The organism is Marinospirillum sp., from assembly GCF_014859565.1.
The window spans coordinates 33,316-49,989 of the sequence record NZ_JACUUA010000006.1 but is presented as its reverse complement, the minus strand read 5'-3'; the positions used below and the strand labels follow the sequence as shown (position 1 = coordinate 49,989).

The window sequence follows — 16,674 nt, the reverse complement described above, 5'->3', positions numbered from 1 at the left end:
CTTGAGCGCTTTTCTTCGTACTTAGGCCTAGACTTCAATGGCATAAAATCCCAGCTAGGTTTTGATGAGCTTTGCAACTACGGTGCTATTGCATCATGAAACTGTCTGAACCATTGAACATGATTAAGAATGAGAAAAGCACCAAGGTGGGTGTAAAAACAAAGCGAGCGAAAGCAGGTTGGGACAATGACTATCTGCTCAAACTACTGGGCATCAATTAAGCCCGATTGCCCTGCACCTCCGAATCAACAGGAAACCCTATGCTCAGTAAAAATCAGGCTAAAACCCTACGCGCCCTGCACCGCAAAAAAGCCCGTCGTGAACAGCAGCAGTTTCTGGTTGAGGGTGAAAAGGTGGTGGCCGAGTTGCTGGCATCGAACTGGTCAGTGCAGGCACTTTATGCCACACCCACTTTTACAGCACAGTATGCAGGGCTGATTCAGCAATCTGGAGTATCTATCACGGAATGCTCAGCTGCGGAGCTGACTTCTGTCAGCACCCTGGTCAGCAATGATGCCGCTCTGGCAGTTGTTAACTGCCCCGCTGTTGCTGACAATAATTCACCATCAGCAGATAAATGGGTGTTGGCTCTGGATGACATCAATGATCCCGGCAACCTAGGTAGCCTACTGCGTATTGCCGATTGGTACGGCATCCGGCGTATAGTCTGTTCACCACAAACCACCGAACTGTATAACCCCAAGGTCATTGCTGCCTCCAAAGGCTCTTTTCTGCGTGTACAGGTGGACTATCAGCCGCTGGATGCTTTTTTTGATGCTCTGCCTGCCAACACAGCGGTTCTCGGTGCCTATCTGGATGGTGAGTCCATTCATGCTTTTCGACCACAGCAGCGCGGCGGGATACTCTTGCTGGGCAGTGAAGCTCATGGTATCAGTAGTGCACTGGCAGCAAGGGTGACTCAACGTATCACCATTCCGGCCTTTGGTGCCGCCGAATCACTGAACGTTGCTGTGGCTGCCGCAGTTTTATGTGACAACCTGCGCCGTATTGAATCCTGAGGATAAAACAGATGCAAGACCAAGAATTAAAAACCATGGACCTAAGCCAGCATCAGCTGACCCGCCGCCAGTTGTTGTGGCTGATGGCCATTGCCAGTGGTGGTGTAATGACTGGCTGCTCAGTCAATCCTGCGACTGGCAAGCGCCAGTTGATGCTGATGTCAGCTAGTGAGGAGCACAAGATTGATCAGCAACATGCCCCTCACCAGTTATCCGGTGATTATGGTGTGGTGCAGGACAAGGCATTACAAGCCTATGTGGCCGGTCTTGGTCAGCGAATTGGGGGCCTTTCGCATCGGCCTGAAATGACCTATTCCTGTAATGCCCTGAATGCCAACTATATCAATGCTTATGCCTTTCCCGGTGGCACCATGGGTGTTACCCGTGGCATTCTGCTGAGTATGGAAAGTGAAGCCGAGCTGGCTGCCCTGATCGGCCATGAGGTGGCGCATGTTGCTGCCCGCCACACTGCTCAGCGCATGACCAAACAAACCCTGACCGGTATTGCTGTGGCCGGAGCGGGTGTTGCCATTGCCACCCAGACCAATAACACCACCACCGCTCTGGCACTGGGACTCGGTGGTGTGGCTGCCGGTGCTCTGCTGGCCAGTTACAGCCGCAGTGATGAGCGCCAGGCTGATTCACTGGGTATTGAGTACATGACCCGTGCCGGTTATTCACCCGATGGCATGGTGGATCTGATGGATATGTTGCAGAACTTATCTGGTAGACAGCCCAGCATGATTGAACAGATGTTCTCATCTCATCCAATGAGTGATGAACGCTACCGGGATGCCCAGCGGGAAGCCACTGGACGCTACGGCCAACACCGTAGCCTGCCGATGCATCGTGAGCGTTATATGGACAACACCGCTGGTCTGCGGCGTATCCAACCGGCCATTGAACAACAACAGCGTGCTGAAACCCTGCTGGGTCAAGGTCAGCACGCCGAAGCCATCACTGCACTGGAAAGTTCATTAAAAACCGCTCCACAGGATTACACCGGGCTGGTGATGCTGGGTAAAGCCTGGATGATGCAGGAGCAATACGACAAGGCTCGACCCTATCTGCAGCAGGCAATAGCAGTCTACCCGCAGGAAGCTCAGGCACAACATCTGGATGGTGTGGTGGCATTACAACAGAAACAGCCGGATGTGGCTCTCCAGCGCTTCCAGACTTACCAGCAGTTGTTGCCAGGCAACCCCAATACCGACTTTTTTCTGGGGCTCAGCCATGAAGGTTTACAACAAACACCGGAAGCCAGCCAAGCATTCCGGCGTTTTCTGCAGCAGGGTGGTTCCGGCAAACAGGCGGAATATGCTCAGGCGCGATTGGCAGCCTGGGGCTCCTGACGCACCACCAGTGCTGGCGGCGGTAATGAACTGACCGCCTGCCAGTACTGACGAATCAAAGCAGGAGAAGTGACTACCAGCGGTTTTTTATCAACCTTGTCCGGTTGCTCCAACAGTTTTGCCAGCTGTGAGGCATCTTCTATAGCTGCTTCCTGCAAAAACCGGCTGGGTTGACTGGCATTTTCACTGCGCGCCAGCACCAGCCAATGACGGGCGCGGGTGATGGCAACATAAAACAAACGCCGTTCAGCCTCTTCTTCTGCCGGTGTCAAACGACTAAAACCAGAGGTATAAGGAAAATCCCCTTCATTCAGCCCGTACACACCCACCCAGTCCCACTCCAACCCCTTGGCCGCATGCACTGTAAGTATCACCACCTGTGCGCTTGCTGAGGTCGCCTGATGAGCCGTGCCTTCCTGTCGTGCCTGTTCCAGCTCCGCAATCCACTCACCCAGATCCGTGGTTGGGCTTTTTGCCGCATAACGCCGTAAACCTTCAATCAGTCGCAGGGCTTCATCACCACTTTCCTTGCTGGAGGCTGTTTTGCGTATCTGTTCCAGAGCCTCTGTTTCCTGCAAGGTGCGTTGTATAAATGCAGCAGGTTTGAGGCTGCCTGCCTTTTTTGCCAGTTTCTGCAGGATCTGAAAACGCTTGCTGACCCTGCGTGCCTTGCCTGGTGGTAGCTGACCAACGGTATCTGCCAGTGCCTCGGCACCTCTGATGCGAGCTTGCAACAGAGCCTGGCGTTCCGGTTCGGTCAAATACAGGGTAGGAAAACTCAGCAACTGTAAAAAATCCTGCTGGGCATCCGGGTGCTGAAAATTGATTTGCATCCCTTCCTGACTGTGCAGCGCCAGTCGGGCATAGGCCAGCAAACCTCTTATCTGCGGGCGGTTAAAAATAAAATGCTCTTGCCTTGCCAGCAAAAAAGGTCGGTGTGCCTTGAGTAATTCCAGTTGTACATCCAGGCTTTGTGACCAGCTGCGCACCAGCACTGCGGCCTGCCCTTGCGGGTGTTTTTGTTGCCAGGCATCCAGCTGTTGCAGCAACCAGCCGGAACCCTGTCCCTGCTGCATCTCGGTGGTTGAGGTGGATTTTGCAGCCAGAGTAATCTGACTGGGGCGTTCACGATTATGGGTGATGGCCTGGTTGGCGGTGAGTGCCAGCCCGTGCCCAAAACGAAAGGTATGCGTCAGCGGGTAGTCGGTGACATTCGGAAAATCCTGCTGGAAACGCCGCAGCATGTATTCTGGACGAGCACCACGCCATTCATAGATGCACTGATCCACATCCCCCACCACCATCACGCGTGCGGCACCAGCCAGGGTTTTCAGCAGCGCCTGCTGCACTTCGTTAATATCCTGATACTCATCCACGATTAGGTGATCCAGATAACCCTGCAGCCGACTAACCAGCTCCGGCTGCTGTTGCAGCAGCTTTAAGGGTCGCCACAGCAGGTCATCAAAAAACATCAGCCGCTGGTCTTCCAGCAGAGTTTCCAGCTGTTCAAAAGCCGCCGGAAAATGTTTCTGAGAACCACCTGCATCCAGCGCTTCCAACACCAGCTGCGGATCATCCAGACCACTTTTAACCAGCGTGCAGAAGCTTTTAAAAGCATCCAGTGCATCTTCTTCCAGCCAGGGCTGAATTTCTGCACCCTGTTTTTCTGCCAGCGCAGTTAAGGCCTGACGGGTCAAGCGATCCACCATCCATTCTTCCTGTTGCAGCTGGCGGGATTGTAATAACCCCCAGCGACAGAAGGTTTGTGTCAGCCGGTGCCCAAGTGAATGAAAGGTACGTACATCCGGCAGCACTAAGTGGATGCCTTCACTGGCCTGGATTTCACTGGCTCGTTGAGTCAGTTTATGAATAAAGTCTTCACGGGCGGCTTTGTTGTACATCACCACCAGCAAACGGCTGGGGTTGATGCCTTGTTTCAGTAGATACACTACCCGCTCCACCAATGTGGTGGTTTTACCGGAACCAGCCACCGCCCGCACTCTGGCATGTCCCTGGGCATGGGTGATCACTGCTTGTTGTTCAGGAGTCAGGGATGCCAGCATCAGTCAAAACAGCCCAGCAAGAAGGTGTGACCAGCACTGCGCAGCTGCAGGCAGGTCTGCTGATTAACTTGTACTGATTCGGCCAGATCCACCAGCTGATAAAACACCTGCGGTAAAATACGGGCATCCAGTTGATCCCGCACTCGGACATAAGGCCGTGGCTCTCCATCTGCCAGGGTTTCTACCCACAGCGGATGATCGGCATCCAGCAATAGCTGATCACTGACATTGGTTTCCAGTCGGATCTGCTGATTTGTTCCTTGCTCTTCCACTGCAGCAGCAATAATCAGAAAAGGCACCTCTGCAACCTGCACCCGAACTTTTTCCGCCGGAGTAATCAGGTAATAACAACCATCAGGTTCTTTACGCAGCAGGGTGGAAAACAGACGCACCAGTGAGGTACGCAAAAAGGGTGCACCTTTGTGAAGCCACTGACCCTGATGGTCAATTTTCAGGTCGATATCCAGCACCCGTTGCGGATGCCAGTTATGAATGGGGGGTGAGCCTTTTTCGCCAGGGTTGATATCAATACGTGATGCCAGTTGCATCAGCGAGTCGGTGGTGGACATATCAGGACTTGAGCTGGGCGGGTGTTTCGCCTTCCATACGTTTTCTGCCGCGTTGACCACGATTACCCAGACGCACACCGATTTCCATCATAAAACGGAAAAATTCGTCTTTATCCTGTATCACGTCCTGAAAAAACTCGGATTGATACAGCACCGCAGCACCATGTACAAACGCCCAGGAAGCACAGTAGTGAAAATAAGGCGGCACACTTTCCAGTAGCCCTTCATCCATGCGACCACTGATCAAACCAGACAGGCTTTCCAGGTTCTGGGCACGAAAGCGATGTAATTCTTCGATCATATCGGGAATAACATTAGCCTTGACCAGTTTTTCTTCCAGCCGGTTGAACAACAGGTATTTGGCGGGTTCATGCATACGGAATTCAAAATAAGCACGAGAAAGGGCTTCTTTGTCTTCAGCAATATTGGGCAGGCTGAACAGTGCTGCCATTTCCCGTTCATAATCCAGCATCAGTCGCAGAAAAATTTCAGCCTTGGTGCTGAAGTGTTTGTAGATGGTGCCCTTGCCGATATTGACCTTCTCGGCAATCATTTCCACGGTGACCTTGTCTTCACCCTGCTCCAGGAACAGCTCCAGCGCAGCTTCCAGTATACGGGCTTCACGTTGCCGGAACTCTCTGACACGCCGCGCCTGTTTTTCTACCGGTGATTCAGCCATAACCTGCTCCCCAAGCTGTGACTAACATCGACTTTTCAGTCATCAGAGTAAACGCCTTTTTCAGTTCAGGCAAGAGTCGGGGTTAGTGTCCTTGCTTGCTGCAGCGCACAAGGAAACAGCCGGAAAAAGTTTTCAGTGGTCTGCTGAGCCAGAAACTCACTGTTGAGTCCGCGCAGTTGGGCGATAAACTCTGCCACATCCCGCACATAACCCGGCTCATTCTGCTGTCCACGATGAGGCACCGGTGCCAGATAGGGTGAGTCGGTTTCCACCAGCAAACGATCCAGTGGCAGCACTTTGGCAACTTCCTGCAGGGATTTGGCGGAATTAAAGGTTACTATGCCGGAAAAAGACACATACAAACCCATAGCAATCACACTACGGGCAAATTCCAGATCTTCAGTAAAACAGTGAATCACTCCCTGCCCGCCTTTTTCACAAAAAGGGCGCAGCAGATCCAGGGTGTCTTCACGGGCTTCACGGGTATGCACAATCACCGGTTTATTCAGCACCAGCGCTGCATCCAGATGCCGCTGAAAATATTCCATCTGCAGGCTGCGCTGATCACCGCCATAATGATAATCCAGCCCGGTTTCTCCCAGTGCCACAATATCTTTTGCCTGCCCCCATTCGATCAACTCTTCGGTGCTGACCGGCTGTTCGGGTTCATGCAGGGGGTGAAGTCCGAGTGTCAGGCTGACATCATCAAAAGGGGCTGTGATTTCACGCAGGTGGCCAATCTGCCAGGGGTTTACATTGATGCACAAAAAATGCTGCACCCCACGCAGACGTGCTTTATCCAGTACGCCTGCCAGACCTGCTGCCTCACCGCCAGAGGTTTTGGCAAGATCCAGCATATCCAGGTGACAGTGTGAATCAACCAGCCACATATTAATCCTTGTTTATATTCAAAGGGTTATCTTGAAAAGTTAAATGGTGTGAGTGGGTTTATCACTGTTCAGAATCCCCGCCAGCATATCTTCGATATAACGCTTGGGGGAGTCTTCTTCTTCCAGAAAATGCAGACCTACACCGGGCAATTTACGCCCCTGAGCACCGACGGGAGTACGCCAGACCATTGTGCCGCTGACCATCATGGGTTCATCTTCATCCGGCAGCTGCATGGACACCTGCACTACATCACCCGGACGAAAAGCACGGCTGGTGGGTACAAAAATCCCGCCGCGCTTCAGAAATGGCATGTAGTGGGCATTCAGTGCCTGTTTGTCTTTTAATACCAGTTGCAAGGGTTTGATTTCACTCATGACCCATCTCCTGTGTCAGGGTTATCAGCAGGCTTTCCAGAAACAGCTCAATGTTGGGATTAGCTTTAAGTTGCTGATGGGTGTGCTGCAGCTTTTGTTCCATCTGCAATAATCCCCGCGCACCCAGCAACTGAAACAACTGGCGATACAGGGGTAATTGTCGACTATCCTGTACTGCGGTATCTCCGGCCAGCCCCATTCTCAGGCTGTCTGCCAACCAGCTTTGCAGGTAGTTTAACAAGTGCTTGAGTGGAATGCTTTTAAGTTTACTCGCCTGCTCTACCGGATCTGCCCCACGTACCAGTGCTTCCAGCACCTGCAGCAGTAAATAACGCAGCTGTTCGGCTTCACCTGCTGCCAGTTTTAAAGCTTGTAAAGGACGTCCCCCTGCTGCTTTTAACAGCACTTCCGGATTCTGCTCTTCAGTCAGCTGAGGTTTTAACCAGGCCTGACCTTGTGCCAGCGAAGGAGGCGCCACGGGTGAGTACTGGCAACGACTGCGCAGCGTAGCAGGCAACCCGGATGGCTGGTCACTGACCAGCAAAAACAGGGTACGTGGCTCAGGTTCTTCCAGAGTTTTCAGCAGGGCGTTGGCAGCATTGATGTTCAGTGCTTCGGCTGGCCAGATCAGTACCACCTTGTAGCCTCCCTGCTGGGAGCTTTTTTGTACCAGACTGTTCATTTCCCGCACCTGATCCACCTTGATGGCTTTACCTTCATCCTCCGGCTCCAGCAGGTGCAAATCCGGGAAAAATCCGCTTTGTAGCAACTGGCAGGCATGGCAATGACCACAGGGATGATGAGCATTCGGCTGCTCACAGAGCATAAAATGTGCCAGTGCCCGCGCCAGAGTGCGTTTACCTAGTCCCGGTAAACCGGTAATCAACAAGGCATGAGGAAAACGGTCATCCTCGATCTGTTGCATCCATTGCTGCCAGATCACAGCATGCCAGGGTAAAGGCAGCGCCGGTTTCATGGTGTTTCACCTGAGTAATGCCAGTTTTCAATCAAGGGTTGCAGGTATTCATCCAGCTGCTGTTGTACCTGCGGCAGTGGTAAAGATGCATCCACCACCCGAAAACGCAGCGGATGCTGCAAAGCACGTTGTAAGTAAGCATCTCGCACTCGCTGGAAAAAAGCCTGCTGTTCCTGCTCAAAACGGTCACGCACTTCACCGCGTTTATCCACCCGTTGTGAAGCCAGCTCCACCGGCATATCCAGCAAGAGTGTTAAATTCGGCTGCAGACCTTCTTGTACCAGTTGCTCCAGCAACTCCAGTGTTTGTTCACTCTGTCCCCTACCGCCACCTTGATAAGCAAAACTGGCATCAGTGAAACGATCACACACCACCCAGGTTCCTTTCTGCAAGGCAGGCAGAATCACCTGCTGCAGGTGCTGAGCACGAGCAGCAAACATCAACAAGAGTTCGGTGGTATCACAGGGTTTTTCATCCCCACTATTTAATAACAGTTGACGGATATTTTCAGCCAGAGGTGTGCCACCCGGCTCACGGGTTCTGATCCAATCAATACCGGCTTGATCCAACTGGGCTGTAATATAAGCCATATTGGTGGTTTTACCTACCCCTTCACCACCTTCCAGCGTGATAAAGCAACCGTGACGATTATTCATCATCTGTATCCTGTGGCGCTGCAGCAGGCCAGGAACGATAGTTTTCACTGCGATTTAACTGGAACTCCCTGACTGCAGCATTATGTTCCTGCAGGGTTCTGGAAAACTGATGAGTACCATCCCCTCTGGCAACAAAATACAGGGTTTCCCCTTTTGCCGGAGTAACACTGGCTCTGAGTGCGGCTTCACCCGGCATGGCAATCGGAGTTGGAGGCAGGCCATGGATGGTATAGGTATTCCAGGGTGTAGGTTCACGCAGATCACGGCGAGTAATACGTCCCTGATAACGCTCACCCATGCCGTAGATCACTGTAGGGTCGGTCTGCAATCTCATGCCTTTTTGCAAACGGCGTACAAAAACACCGGCAATATCATGACGCTCATGAGGAGCGCCAGTCTCGCGCTCAACAATTGAAGCCATAATTAGAGCTTCATAAGCATTTTTGTAAGGCAGGTCACTCTGGCGGCTCTGCCAGACATCATCCAGCAGTTCTCGCATTCGACGATTAGCAAGGCGTAACAGATCCAAATCTTTCATGCCCTTGTGGTAGGTGTAAGTATCCGGGAAAAACCAGCCTTCTGCTGCCTGATCCGGCATTCCTACTGCCTCCATGATTTGTGCATCACTCCAGTCGGCAGTAGTCTGCTCAAGCTTTGGAGTATTTGCCAAGGCGTGACGAAACTCCCGAAAAGTCCAGCCTTCCAGCAGAGTCACCCGATAGGTGACAACATCACCCGCTTGCATCCGCTGATGCAGCTGACGCAGCGTCAGTGGTGTTTCGAGTCGATATTCACCAGCACGAATGGGAGCTTGTTCAGGATTGAGTCGCAGCCAGATACGCATGGGTAGCGCACTGCGGATGATCTGCTGCTGTTCCAACTGCTGCAGCAGGCTGATAAAACTGCGACCGGGACTGACTTTCAGCAGTGTGGTTTCTTGCAATGCCAGTGGCTGATTAATCTGCTGATAAAACCAGTAGATGCTGCTTGATCCAATCAGCACCGCCAGCAAGGCGAGCAGTGACAAGGTTTTTTTGATCATTTTGTGCCAGTTAAATCTGTGGCAAGCCCATCTGAGGATGAAACTCGGCCATCAATTTTCGTGTTTCAGAGCCAACCTGCCAGCGTGCCAGACAGCCTTCTGAATGATGCAGTGAGGTCACCGGCCAGATGCCTTGCAGACTATTACAGACAAACACTTCTTCTGCCTGCTGCAGCATATCCAGTCCAGCTTCACTTTCTCGCAGCTTAGCCGCAGTTAAATGCTGCTGCAGTTGTCGCCGCATGACACCAGCCAAAGCACCGGTCATAAGAGAAGGTGTATGCCAGCAACCATCAGCAAACCAGAATACATTACGGGCAATAGCCTCAATAATCTCGCCGCGCAGGTTGTATTGCAGGGCTTCTGGAAAGTGTGTCGGGCAACCTTGTGATGCTAACACCTGACTGAGGCGGTTTAAATGTTTGCTGGCTGCGCGTGGATTAGTGCCGGGACAGGCTTGCCACCAGCATTCAATCCCTGCCGTATAAGCCTGAGCATTCAGTTGTAGCGGTCTGGGATGCAGCAGGCGATGCCATTGTGGTGTCTGGGCACGTTGATAACCCAGACCACCGGGACCAGCCAGCAACATGACCTTGATGGCACCTTCCTGCTGCTGTGCGGCCATCTCGACCAGCTCGGTATTAAGCACCTGCCAGTCAATGGCATTCAGATCGGACTGTAGAGACTCCAGTCCACTGCGTAAACGCCAAAAGTGATCATCACAGAACACTAATTGCCCGTTGTAAACCCGCAGACTGGTAAAAACTCCTTCACCAAAAGCCAGAGCCCGACTGGCCAATAACCAGTCGAGGTCAGCAGGGGAAGGCGTACGCCCATCCAGCAGCATGGTGGGTAACCGTGGCATCAGCAGGATCAGATCTTGCTGAAAATCAGGCTGCCATTGGTGCCACCAAAACCGAAGGAGTTGGACAGCGCATGATCAATTTTCATCTGGCGTGCTGTTTTTGGCACATAATCCAGATTACAACCTTCCTGCGGGTTTTCCAGATTGATGGTCGGTGGTGCCACCTGGTCACGTATCGCCAGCACACTGAATACCGCTTCTACCGCACCCGCAGCACCCAGCAGGTGACCAATCATGGATTTGGTTGAGCTGACTGCAACTTTGCTGGCTGCTGCTCCCAATACCAGCTCTACCGCACGGCTTTCTGCAATATCACCGGCAGGTGTTGAAGTACCATGAGCATTGATGTAATGGATGGATTCAGGGTTTAGACCCGAATCACGAATGGCATTACGCATGGCTGCAGCAGCACCACGACCATCATCCGGCGGTAGAGTCATGTGATAAGCATCATCACTCATACCAAACCCAGTCAGTTCAGCATAAATTTTTGCACCACGAGCCTTGGCATATTCGTACTCTTCCAGCACCAGCACACCGGCACCATCACCCAGCACAAAACCGTCACGGTCTTTATCCCAGGGACGACTGGCGGACTGCGGATCATCATTACGGGTGGACAAAGCGCGAGCAGCAGCAAAACCACCCAGCCCTAGAGGTGTACTGGCACACTCGGCACCGCCACAGACCATCACATCCGCATCACCATAAGCAATGGTACGGGCTGAATAACCGATATTGTGAGTGCCCGTGGTGCAAGCGGTAGTGATGGCAATGTTCGGGCCTTTGTAGCCATAACGGATTGCCAGATTACCGGAGATCATATTAATGATGGAGCCAGGCACAAAAAACGGAGAAATTTTGCGCGGGCCACCCTTTTGCAGGGATTCGTGGTTCTTTTCGATCATTGGCAAACCACCAATACCGGAACCTATTGCACAACCGATGCGGTCGGCATTTTCTTCTGTTGTTTCCAGACCCGAGTCAGCAATGGCTTGTACAGCTGCAGCCATACCGTACTGGATGAAGATGTCCATCTTGCGGGCATCCTTGAGCGGCATGTACTGCTCAACATCAAAGTTTTTGACCTGTGCACCAAAACGGGTACTGAAAGCACTGGCATCAAAGCATTCAATGGGAGCCACGCCACTGCGACCGGCCAGAATACCTTCCCAGGACTCATTCAATGTATTTCCCAGGGGGGTTATCAACCCCATGCCCGTCACCACAACTCGTCTACGCGACATGCCCTTCTCCTCTGCAACTCGGTGATTCTGAATAATTTGCGGGATTATATCCCAAAAAATGAAAAACCGCTGCACCAATAAGGTGAGCGGTTTTCGGCAAGTAGCAAAGCCTTTAGCCTTCTACTTGATCAGACCTGAGTCCGAGAAAGTTTACTGGTGAGCCAGAACGTAGTCGATGGCTTCCTGTACGCTGGTGATCTTCTCGGCTTCTTCGTCCGGGATCTCAGTCTCGAACTCTTCTTCAAGAGCCATAACCAGCTCAACAGTGTCCAGAGAATCAGCGCCCAGGTCCTCGACGAAGGAGGAAGAGTTCTGAATTTCCTCTTCTTTAACACCCAGCTGTTCGGCGACGATCTTTTTTACGCGCTCTTCGATGGTACTCATAATGTTTGGTCACTCCTGATGAGTCTTGCCGTGCATTGGTCTGAAATTGCACGGTAGTTTATAAACCGGAGCGAACTGTTGCAACTAAAAAAACAGGTTTTTCAGTCAAAAAAATTCACTCCGAAGAAAATCAACGCATGCTCATGCCGCCGTTAACGTGCAGCGTTTCACCGGTAATATACGCTGCAGGACTGCTGGCAAGAAAACCAACTGCTGCGGCTATCTCTTCCGGCTGACCCAGACGTGCCAAAGGTACCTGTTTAACCAGGAATTCCTTCTGGGCATCCGGCAGCACTTCCGTCATATCTGTGGCAATAAAACCAGGAGCCACAGCATTAACAGTCACATTCCGCGAACCCAGTTCACGCGCCAGCGAACGAGTAAAACCTTCCATACCGGCCTTGGCCGCTGCGTAGTTGGCCTGACCCATATTACCCATGGTAGCAACCACTGAACTGATATTGATGATGCGACCCCAGCGTGCTTTAGTCATGCCACGCAGGCAAGCCTTGCAAGTGCGATAAACAGACTTGAGGTTGGTGTCCATGACATCATCCCACTCATCGTCTTTCATGCGCATCATCAGGTTATCCTTGGTGATTCCGGCGTTATTGACCAGAATCAAGGGAGCTGAATATTTTTCGGTGATTGCCTTGATAACCGTTTCAACGGACTCAGCATCCGTGACGTTCAGCAACATACCTTCACCAGCCACACCTGCAGCCTGCAGGCCTTCGCTGATTTTTGCAGCACCGGATTCACTGGTGGCTGTACCAATCACAGTGGCACCCATACGACCCAGTTCCAGAGCAATGGCTCGACCGATACCACGGGTGGCGCCGGTAACCAGTGCTACTTTTCCTGCCAGATCTTGCTGACTCATTTTTTATCCTCTCTTTCTGATCTTACTCTGCGCGTAATAACTCAAGCGCAGCCATGACCGAATCAGGGTCATTCACTGCCAGGGATTTTGCCGATTTAACAATACGCTTGTTCAGACCGACCAACACCTTGCCGGGACCACATTCAATGTAGGTGGTCACACCCTGCCCCGCCATGAATTCAACACTTTCGATCCAGCGTACCGGGCGATAAAGCTGCGCCACCAGATTGTCACGAATGGCAGCCACCGCTGCCTCCGGTGCTGCATGAACATTCTGCACCACAGGTACGCGAGGTTTGTTCAGCTGGATCAGGTTCAGCTCATTAGCCAGCTTTTCAGCAGCTGGACGCATTAGCTCACAATGGGATGGCACACTGACAGGCAGAGGCATGGCTTTTTTGGCACCCGCTGCTTGGCAGGCAAGAATGGCTCGCTCCACCGCTTTTACCGAACCGGCAATCACGATCTGACCTGGTGCATTATAATTAACAGCAGCAACAACTTCACCCTGCGCTGCTTCAGCACAGGCTTTTTCAATCTGGTCAGCATCCAGCCCCAGAATAGCAGCCATGGCTCCCTGACCGGGTGGCACAGCGGCCTGCATGAATTCACCACGGGCACGCACCAAGCGTAGACCATCAGCAAAATCCATCGCGCCACTGCACACCAGTGCTGAATATTCACCGAGACTGTGACCGGCAACCCAGTCAGGACGAGCACCCTCCAGTTCCTTCCAGACACGCCACACCGCAACACTGGCGGCCAGAATGGCAGGCTGGGTAATATCGGTTCGATTCAGCTCTTCAGCAGAACCTTCCTGCACCAGATGCCAGAGATCGTAACCCAGAGCTGCAGACGCCTCCTCAAAGGTTGAGCGCACAACCGCGTAGCGCTCTGCCAGTTCCGAGAGCATCCCAATCTGCTGGGAGCCCTGTCCGGGAAAAATAAAGGCCAGGGTAGAAGCCATAAGTCACCTAAGTCCTGTCTTGCTCAGTATTATGGGCGCGCATTCTAGCACAGCCTCAGCAGAAGGCTATGCTTCTTGCTGCCTTTTCATTTTTTTGCTGGATGCTACTCTTTTTACTGAAAATGTCGCAATTTACATACTGTCTTGCTTTTTACCGCAAACTTGTTAGTTTGAAGTTCACCCATAACGGAGCAAAACCCCATGAAACTCTTGTTGAAAACCACCGTTTTCAGCTTGTTGATGCTGTTTGTCACCCTGTCTGCTCAGGCAGGTCTCATCAGCAACCAACAATTATTGCAACAAACAGCACCCACCGCCCTGCAACTTGAATGGCAACAACAACTGTCCAGCCCCCAGGCAAAAGCTCAGTTGATGGCACTGGGTGTAGACCCTGTAGCTGCCCAGGCACGCATTGAGCGTCTGACACCTGAAGAACTGGCTCAATTACAGGCGCGCATGGACGAGTTACCTGCAGGCTCCGGTGTACTCGGTGTTGTCGTGGTGGTGTTTGTTGTGTTCATCATCACCGATCTACTGGGTGCCACGGACATTTTCCCCTTTGTCCGCAGTGTCAATCACTGACCCATGCCCATAGCAGCCTTACGACTGCTGGGTGTTGTATTGCTGGGGCTGCTGGTCGGCTGCAGCAATACACCCTTAACCCAGAATCTGAATCAAAGCCATCTGGAGTATCAGCCACGCCGGCTGTTGCTGAAAGATGTTCCTTTTAATCCCCAGCAGGAGTACCAGTGCGGTCCTGCAGCTTTGGCTACCCTACTGCAACACCAGGGCCTGACCGCTGATCCGGAAGCGCTGGTCGCAGAAGTTTACCTACCGGCACGCCAAGGCTCATTACAAATGGAGATGCTGGCTGCTGCACGCCAACGCGGGTTGATTCCTCATCGCATGGAGGCCAGCCTACAGGATCTGATCCTTGAACTGCAGCAGGGACATCCTGTTCTGGTCTTTCAGAACCTTGGGCTGACTCAGCAGCCTGTGTGGCACTACGCAGTGCTAATCGGTTACGACCTGGATCTGCAAGTGTTTTATCTGCATTCAGGCACCCTGGCCGAACACCCCACCCCTTTTGCATTATTTGAACGCACCTGGCGCAGAGGGGATTACTGGGCCTATCTGCTGCTTCCGAGCGATCAACTGCCCGCGACCGGCAACATGAACAATCACCTGCAAGCCATCCATCAGATGGAACTCACCGGGCAAAATGAAGTGGCAATGACGGGTTATCTGACCGCCGCACAGCACTGGCCGCAGGAAGCCCTGCCGCAATTGATGGCCGCCAATCAGGCCTGGAAACTGCAACAACCCGAACAAACAAGCCAGCTGTTACTGAACCTGTTGAAACAACAACCTGACAACCACGCAGCCTGGAACAATCTGACCCACGTACTGGAACAGGACACTCGTTGCCCGGCTCAAGCACAACAAGCAGCCAGCTGTCGTGACCAGCTCAGTGAGACTGACAACACCGACAAAACCACCGGCAATGCCGATTCATCCCGCTGCCCAATTCAGCACTTGCCTTCCTGCCCCGATACTGAAGCCAGAGAACCTTAAAAAGTCTGGTTTTTGGGCTTGCTTTTGACATCCATGTATTCACGCTGAATGACTGTTTCCAGCGCATTCACAGCATCCACCAGCTCTTCAAAAATGATGCGCTTGTTTCTCAGCTCCTTGATGTGCTCAACCTCTGGGGTATTTTCACCAACCGCAGCAGGCAAATTCAACAAGGTTTTTACATAATCAGCTCTGGCAAGCGCCACCAGTGCCAGCAAAGGTTTAAGATCGTCCAGTGACAACTCCGGAATCAACGGATTGATAATATCCCGGTTGATGGCTTTACGATGAATTTCCAGCTCAATCAGCAGGCGGTTTTTCATGCCTTATTCCTTCTGTTTTTTTAGACCGCTCGAACTACAGATCCTGTAACGCAGAAGTATACCTTAACTCTCTGCAGCTGCAGCAAGCAGTTGAATTTCCACTTCATCCAGCTCGCGCCATTGCCCTGGTGGCAACTGCTGCTCATCCAGTGATACACCACCAACCTGCTCACGGTGCAACAGCTGCACATGATTACCCAGCGCTGCAAACATTCTGCGCACCTGATGATAACGGCCTTCGGTCAGGGTCAGCCGCACCAGTTGATCCGTTTCGCGCACCAGCAGGGCAGGCAGGGTTGGCTCATCATCACCCTCCAGCAACAAACCGGCTTGAATTCGCTCCTCAGCATCCGCCACCAGCGGTTCTGCCAGCTGCGCCCGATAAACTTTTTCCTTGCGGTATTTGGGCGAGGTAATGCGATGCAACCATTGCCCATCATCGGTCAACAGCAGTAATCCGGAGGTATCAACATCCAGCCGCCCAACGGACTGGATACGCTCCCTGGCTGCCAGCCCCTGCAACAAATCGGTCACCAGCGGATGATGACTGCTTTTACTGCTGCACTCATAACCCACAGGTTTGTTCAGCAGCAGATAACGCAAACCCGTGATCTGCAAGTGTTCATCCAGCCAGCAAACCCGGTCCCCTGCACCCACCTGCAAGCCAGAATCCTTGACCACTTCACCATTAACGGTCACTTCTCCCCGGTGCAGGGCTTTTTTTGCCAGACTCCGCGTCAGGTCACTTGAAGCAGTAAGAAATTTATCCAGACGTTGAGTTTTTGATGACATAAGGTTTACTCTTCTCT

At 52.3% G+C, this 16,674-nt stretch carries 19 protein-coding genes; 4 read left to right on the top strand and 15 right to left on the bottom strand.

Annotated features, from left to right (window positions below; translation table 11 throughout):
* Positions 1-260: 260 nt before the first annotated feature.
* Both IBX50_RS02190 and IBX50_RS02185 read left to right on the top strand, forming a co-directional pair.
* A complete protein-coding gene (locus tag IBX50_RS02190) occupies positions 261-1,019 on the top strand; it encodes an RNA methyltransferase (protein WP_292252959.1) in 759 nt (252 codons plus the stop codon).
* An 11-nt stretch (positions 1,020-1,030) separates the two neighbouring features.
* Positions 1,031-2,371 (top strand): M48 family metalloprotease, encoded by a 1,341-nt coding sequence (locus tag IBX50_RS02185; RefSeq protein ID WP_292252958.1) that lies wholly within the window; start codon positions 1,031-1,033, stop codon positions 2,369-2,371.
* Here IBX50_RS02185 and IBX50_RS02180 read toward each other — a convergent pair.
* From IBX50_RS02180 to fabD, 13 genes are all read right to left on the bottom strand, one after another.
* The gene (locus tag IBX50_RS02180) at positions 2,341-4,434 is read right to left on the bottom strand and encodes an ATP-dependent helicase (RefSeq protein WP_292252957.1); all 2,094 of its coding nucleotides are present in this window, start codon (positions 4,432-4,434) and stop codon (positions 2,341-2,343) included. The genes IBX50_RS02185 and IBX50_RS02180 overlap by 31 nt on opposite strands.
* Positions 4,434-5,003 (bottom strand): DUF1285 domain-containing protein, encoded by a 570-nt coding sequence (locus tag IBX50_RS02175; protein WP_292252956.1) that lies wholly within the window; start codon positions 5,001-5,003, stop codon positions 4,434-4,436. Before IBX50_RS02175 ends, IBX50_RS02180 begins: the two co-directional genes overlap by 1 nt.
* 1 nt (position 5,004) lies before the next feature.
* On the bottom strand, positions 5,005-5,682 hold the full coding sequence (locus IBX50_RS02170) for a TetR/AcrR family transcriptional regulator (protein ID WP_292252955.1): 678 nt from the start codon (positions 5,680-5,682) through the stop codon (positions 5,005-5,007).
* Between the two features lie 65 nt (positions 5,683-5,747).
* Positions 5,748-6,572 carry a TatD family hydrolase gene (locus tag IBX50_RS02165; RefSeq protein WP_292252953.1) on the bottom strand — a complete coding sequence of 275 codons (825 nt, stop codon included), beginning with the start codon at positions 6,570-6,572 and terminating at the stop codon, positions 5,748-5,750.
* A gap of 39 nt (positions 6,573-6,611) precedes the next feature.
* Entirely contained in the window at positions 6,612-6,947 is a 336-nt protein-coding gene (locus IBX50_RS02160) for a PilZ domain-containing protein (RefSeq protein WP_292252952.1), read from the bottom strand.
* Complete coding sequence (locus IBX50_RS02155) at positions 6,940-7,923, bottom strand: DNA polymerase III subunit delta' (RefSeq protein ID WP_292252951.1); 984 nt, start codon at positions 7,921-7,923, stop codon at positions 6,940-6,942. The genes IBX50_RS02160 and IBX50_RS02155 overlap by 8 nt, the downstream gene beginning before the upstream one ends.
* Positions 7,920-8,579, bottom strand: coding sequence for a dTMP kinase (tmk, locus tag IBX50_RS02150; RefSeq protein ID WP_292252961.1), 660 nt, complete (start codon positions 8,577-8,579; stop codon positions 7,920-7,922). The genes IBX50_RS02155 and tmk overlap by 4 nt, the downstream gene beginning before the upstream one ends.
* Positions 8,572-9,621 (bottom strand): endolytic transglycosylase MltG, encoded by a 1,050-nt coding sequence (gene mltG, locus IBX50_RS02145; protein WP_292252949.1) that lies wholly within the window; start codon positions 9,619-9,621, stop codon positions 8,572-8,574. Before mltG ends, tmk begins: the two co-directional genes overlap by 8 nt.
* Before the next feature lie 10 nt (positions 9,622-9,631).
* Entirely contained in the window at positions 9,632-10,486 is an 855-nt protein-coding gene (locus IBX50_RS02140) for an aminotransferase class IV (RefSeq protein WP_292252947.1), read from the bottom strand.
* Between the two features lie 8 nt (positions 10,487-10,494).
* Entirely contained in the window at positions 10,495-11,733 is a 1,239-nt protein-coding gene (fabF, locus tag IBX50_RS02135; RefSeq protein ID WP_292252946.1) for a beta-ketoacyl-ACP synthase II, read from the bottom strand.
* Positions 11,734-11,883: 150 nt separating this feature from the next.
* Entirely contained in the window at positions 11,884-12,117 is a 234-nt protein-coding gene (acpP, locus tag IBX50_RS02130) for an acyl carrier protein (RefSeq protein ID WP_292252945.1), read from the bottom strand.
* Between the two features lie 130 nt (positions 12,118-12,247).
* Entirely contained in the window at positions 12,248-13,000 is a 753-nt protein-coding gene (fabG, locus tag IBX50_RS02125; protein ID WP_292252944.1) for a 3-oxoacyl-ACP reductase FabG, read from the bottom strand.
* Between the two features lie 22 nt (positions 13,001-13,022).
* Positions 13,023-13,967, bottom strand: coding sequence for an ACP S-malonyltransferase (gene fabD, locus IBX50_RS02120; RefSeq protein ID WP_292252942.1), 945 nt, complete (start codon positions 13,965-13,967; stop codon positions 13,023-13,025).
* Between the two features lie 201 nt (positions 13,968-14,168).
* Between fabD and IBX50_RS02115 the strand changes: the two genes are divergently transcribed.
* A complete protein-coding gene (locus IBX50_RS02115; protein ID WP_292252941.1) occupies positions 14,169-14,549 on the top strand; it encodes a PA2779 family protein in 381 nt (126 codons plus the stop codon).
* 3 nt (positions 14,550-14,552) lie between these two features.
* Positions 14,553-15,542, top strand: a complete 990-nt coding sequence (locus IBX50_RS02110; RefSeq protein WP_292252940.1) for a PA2778 family cysteine peptidase — start codon at positions 14,553-14,555, stop codon at positions 15,540-15,542.
* Here the strand turns inward: IBX50_RS02110 and IBX50_RS02105 are convergent.
* Positions 15,539-15,865, bottom strand: coding sequence for a hypothetical protein (locus IBX50_RS02105; RefSeq protein ID WP_292252939.1), 327 nt, complete (start codon positions 15,863-15,865; stop codon positions 15,539-15,541). The genes IBX50_RS02110 and IBX50_RS02105 overlap by 4 nt on opposite strands.
* Positions 15,866-15,928: 63 nt before the next feature.
* On the bottom strand, positions 15,929-16,657 hold the full coding sequence (locus IBX50_RS02100; protein WP_292252938.1) for a 16S rRNA pseudouridine(516) synthase: 729 nt from the start codon (positions 16,655-16,657) through the stop codon (positions 15,929-15,931).
* Positions 16,658-16,674 lie beyond the last annotated feature (17 nt).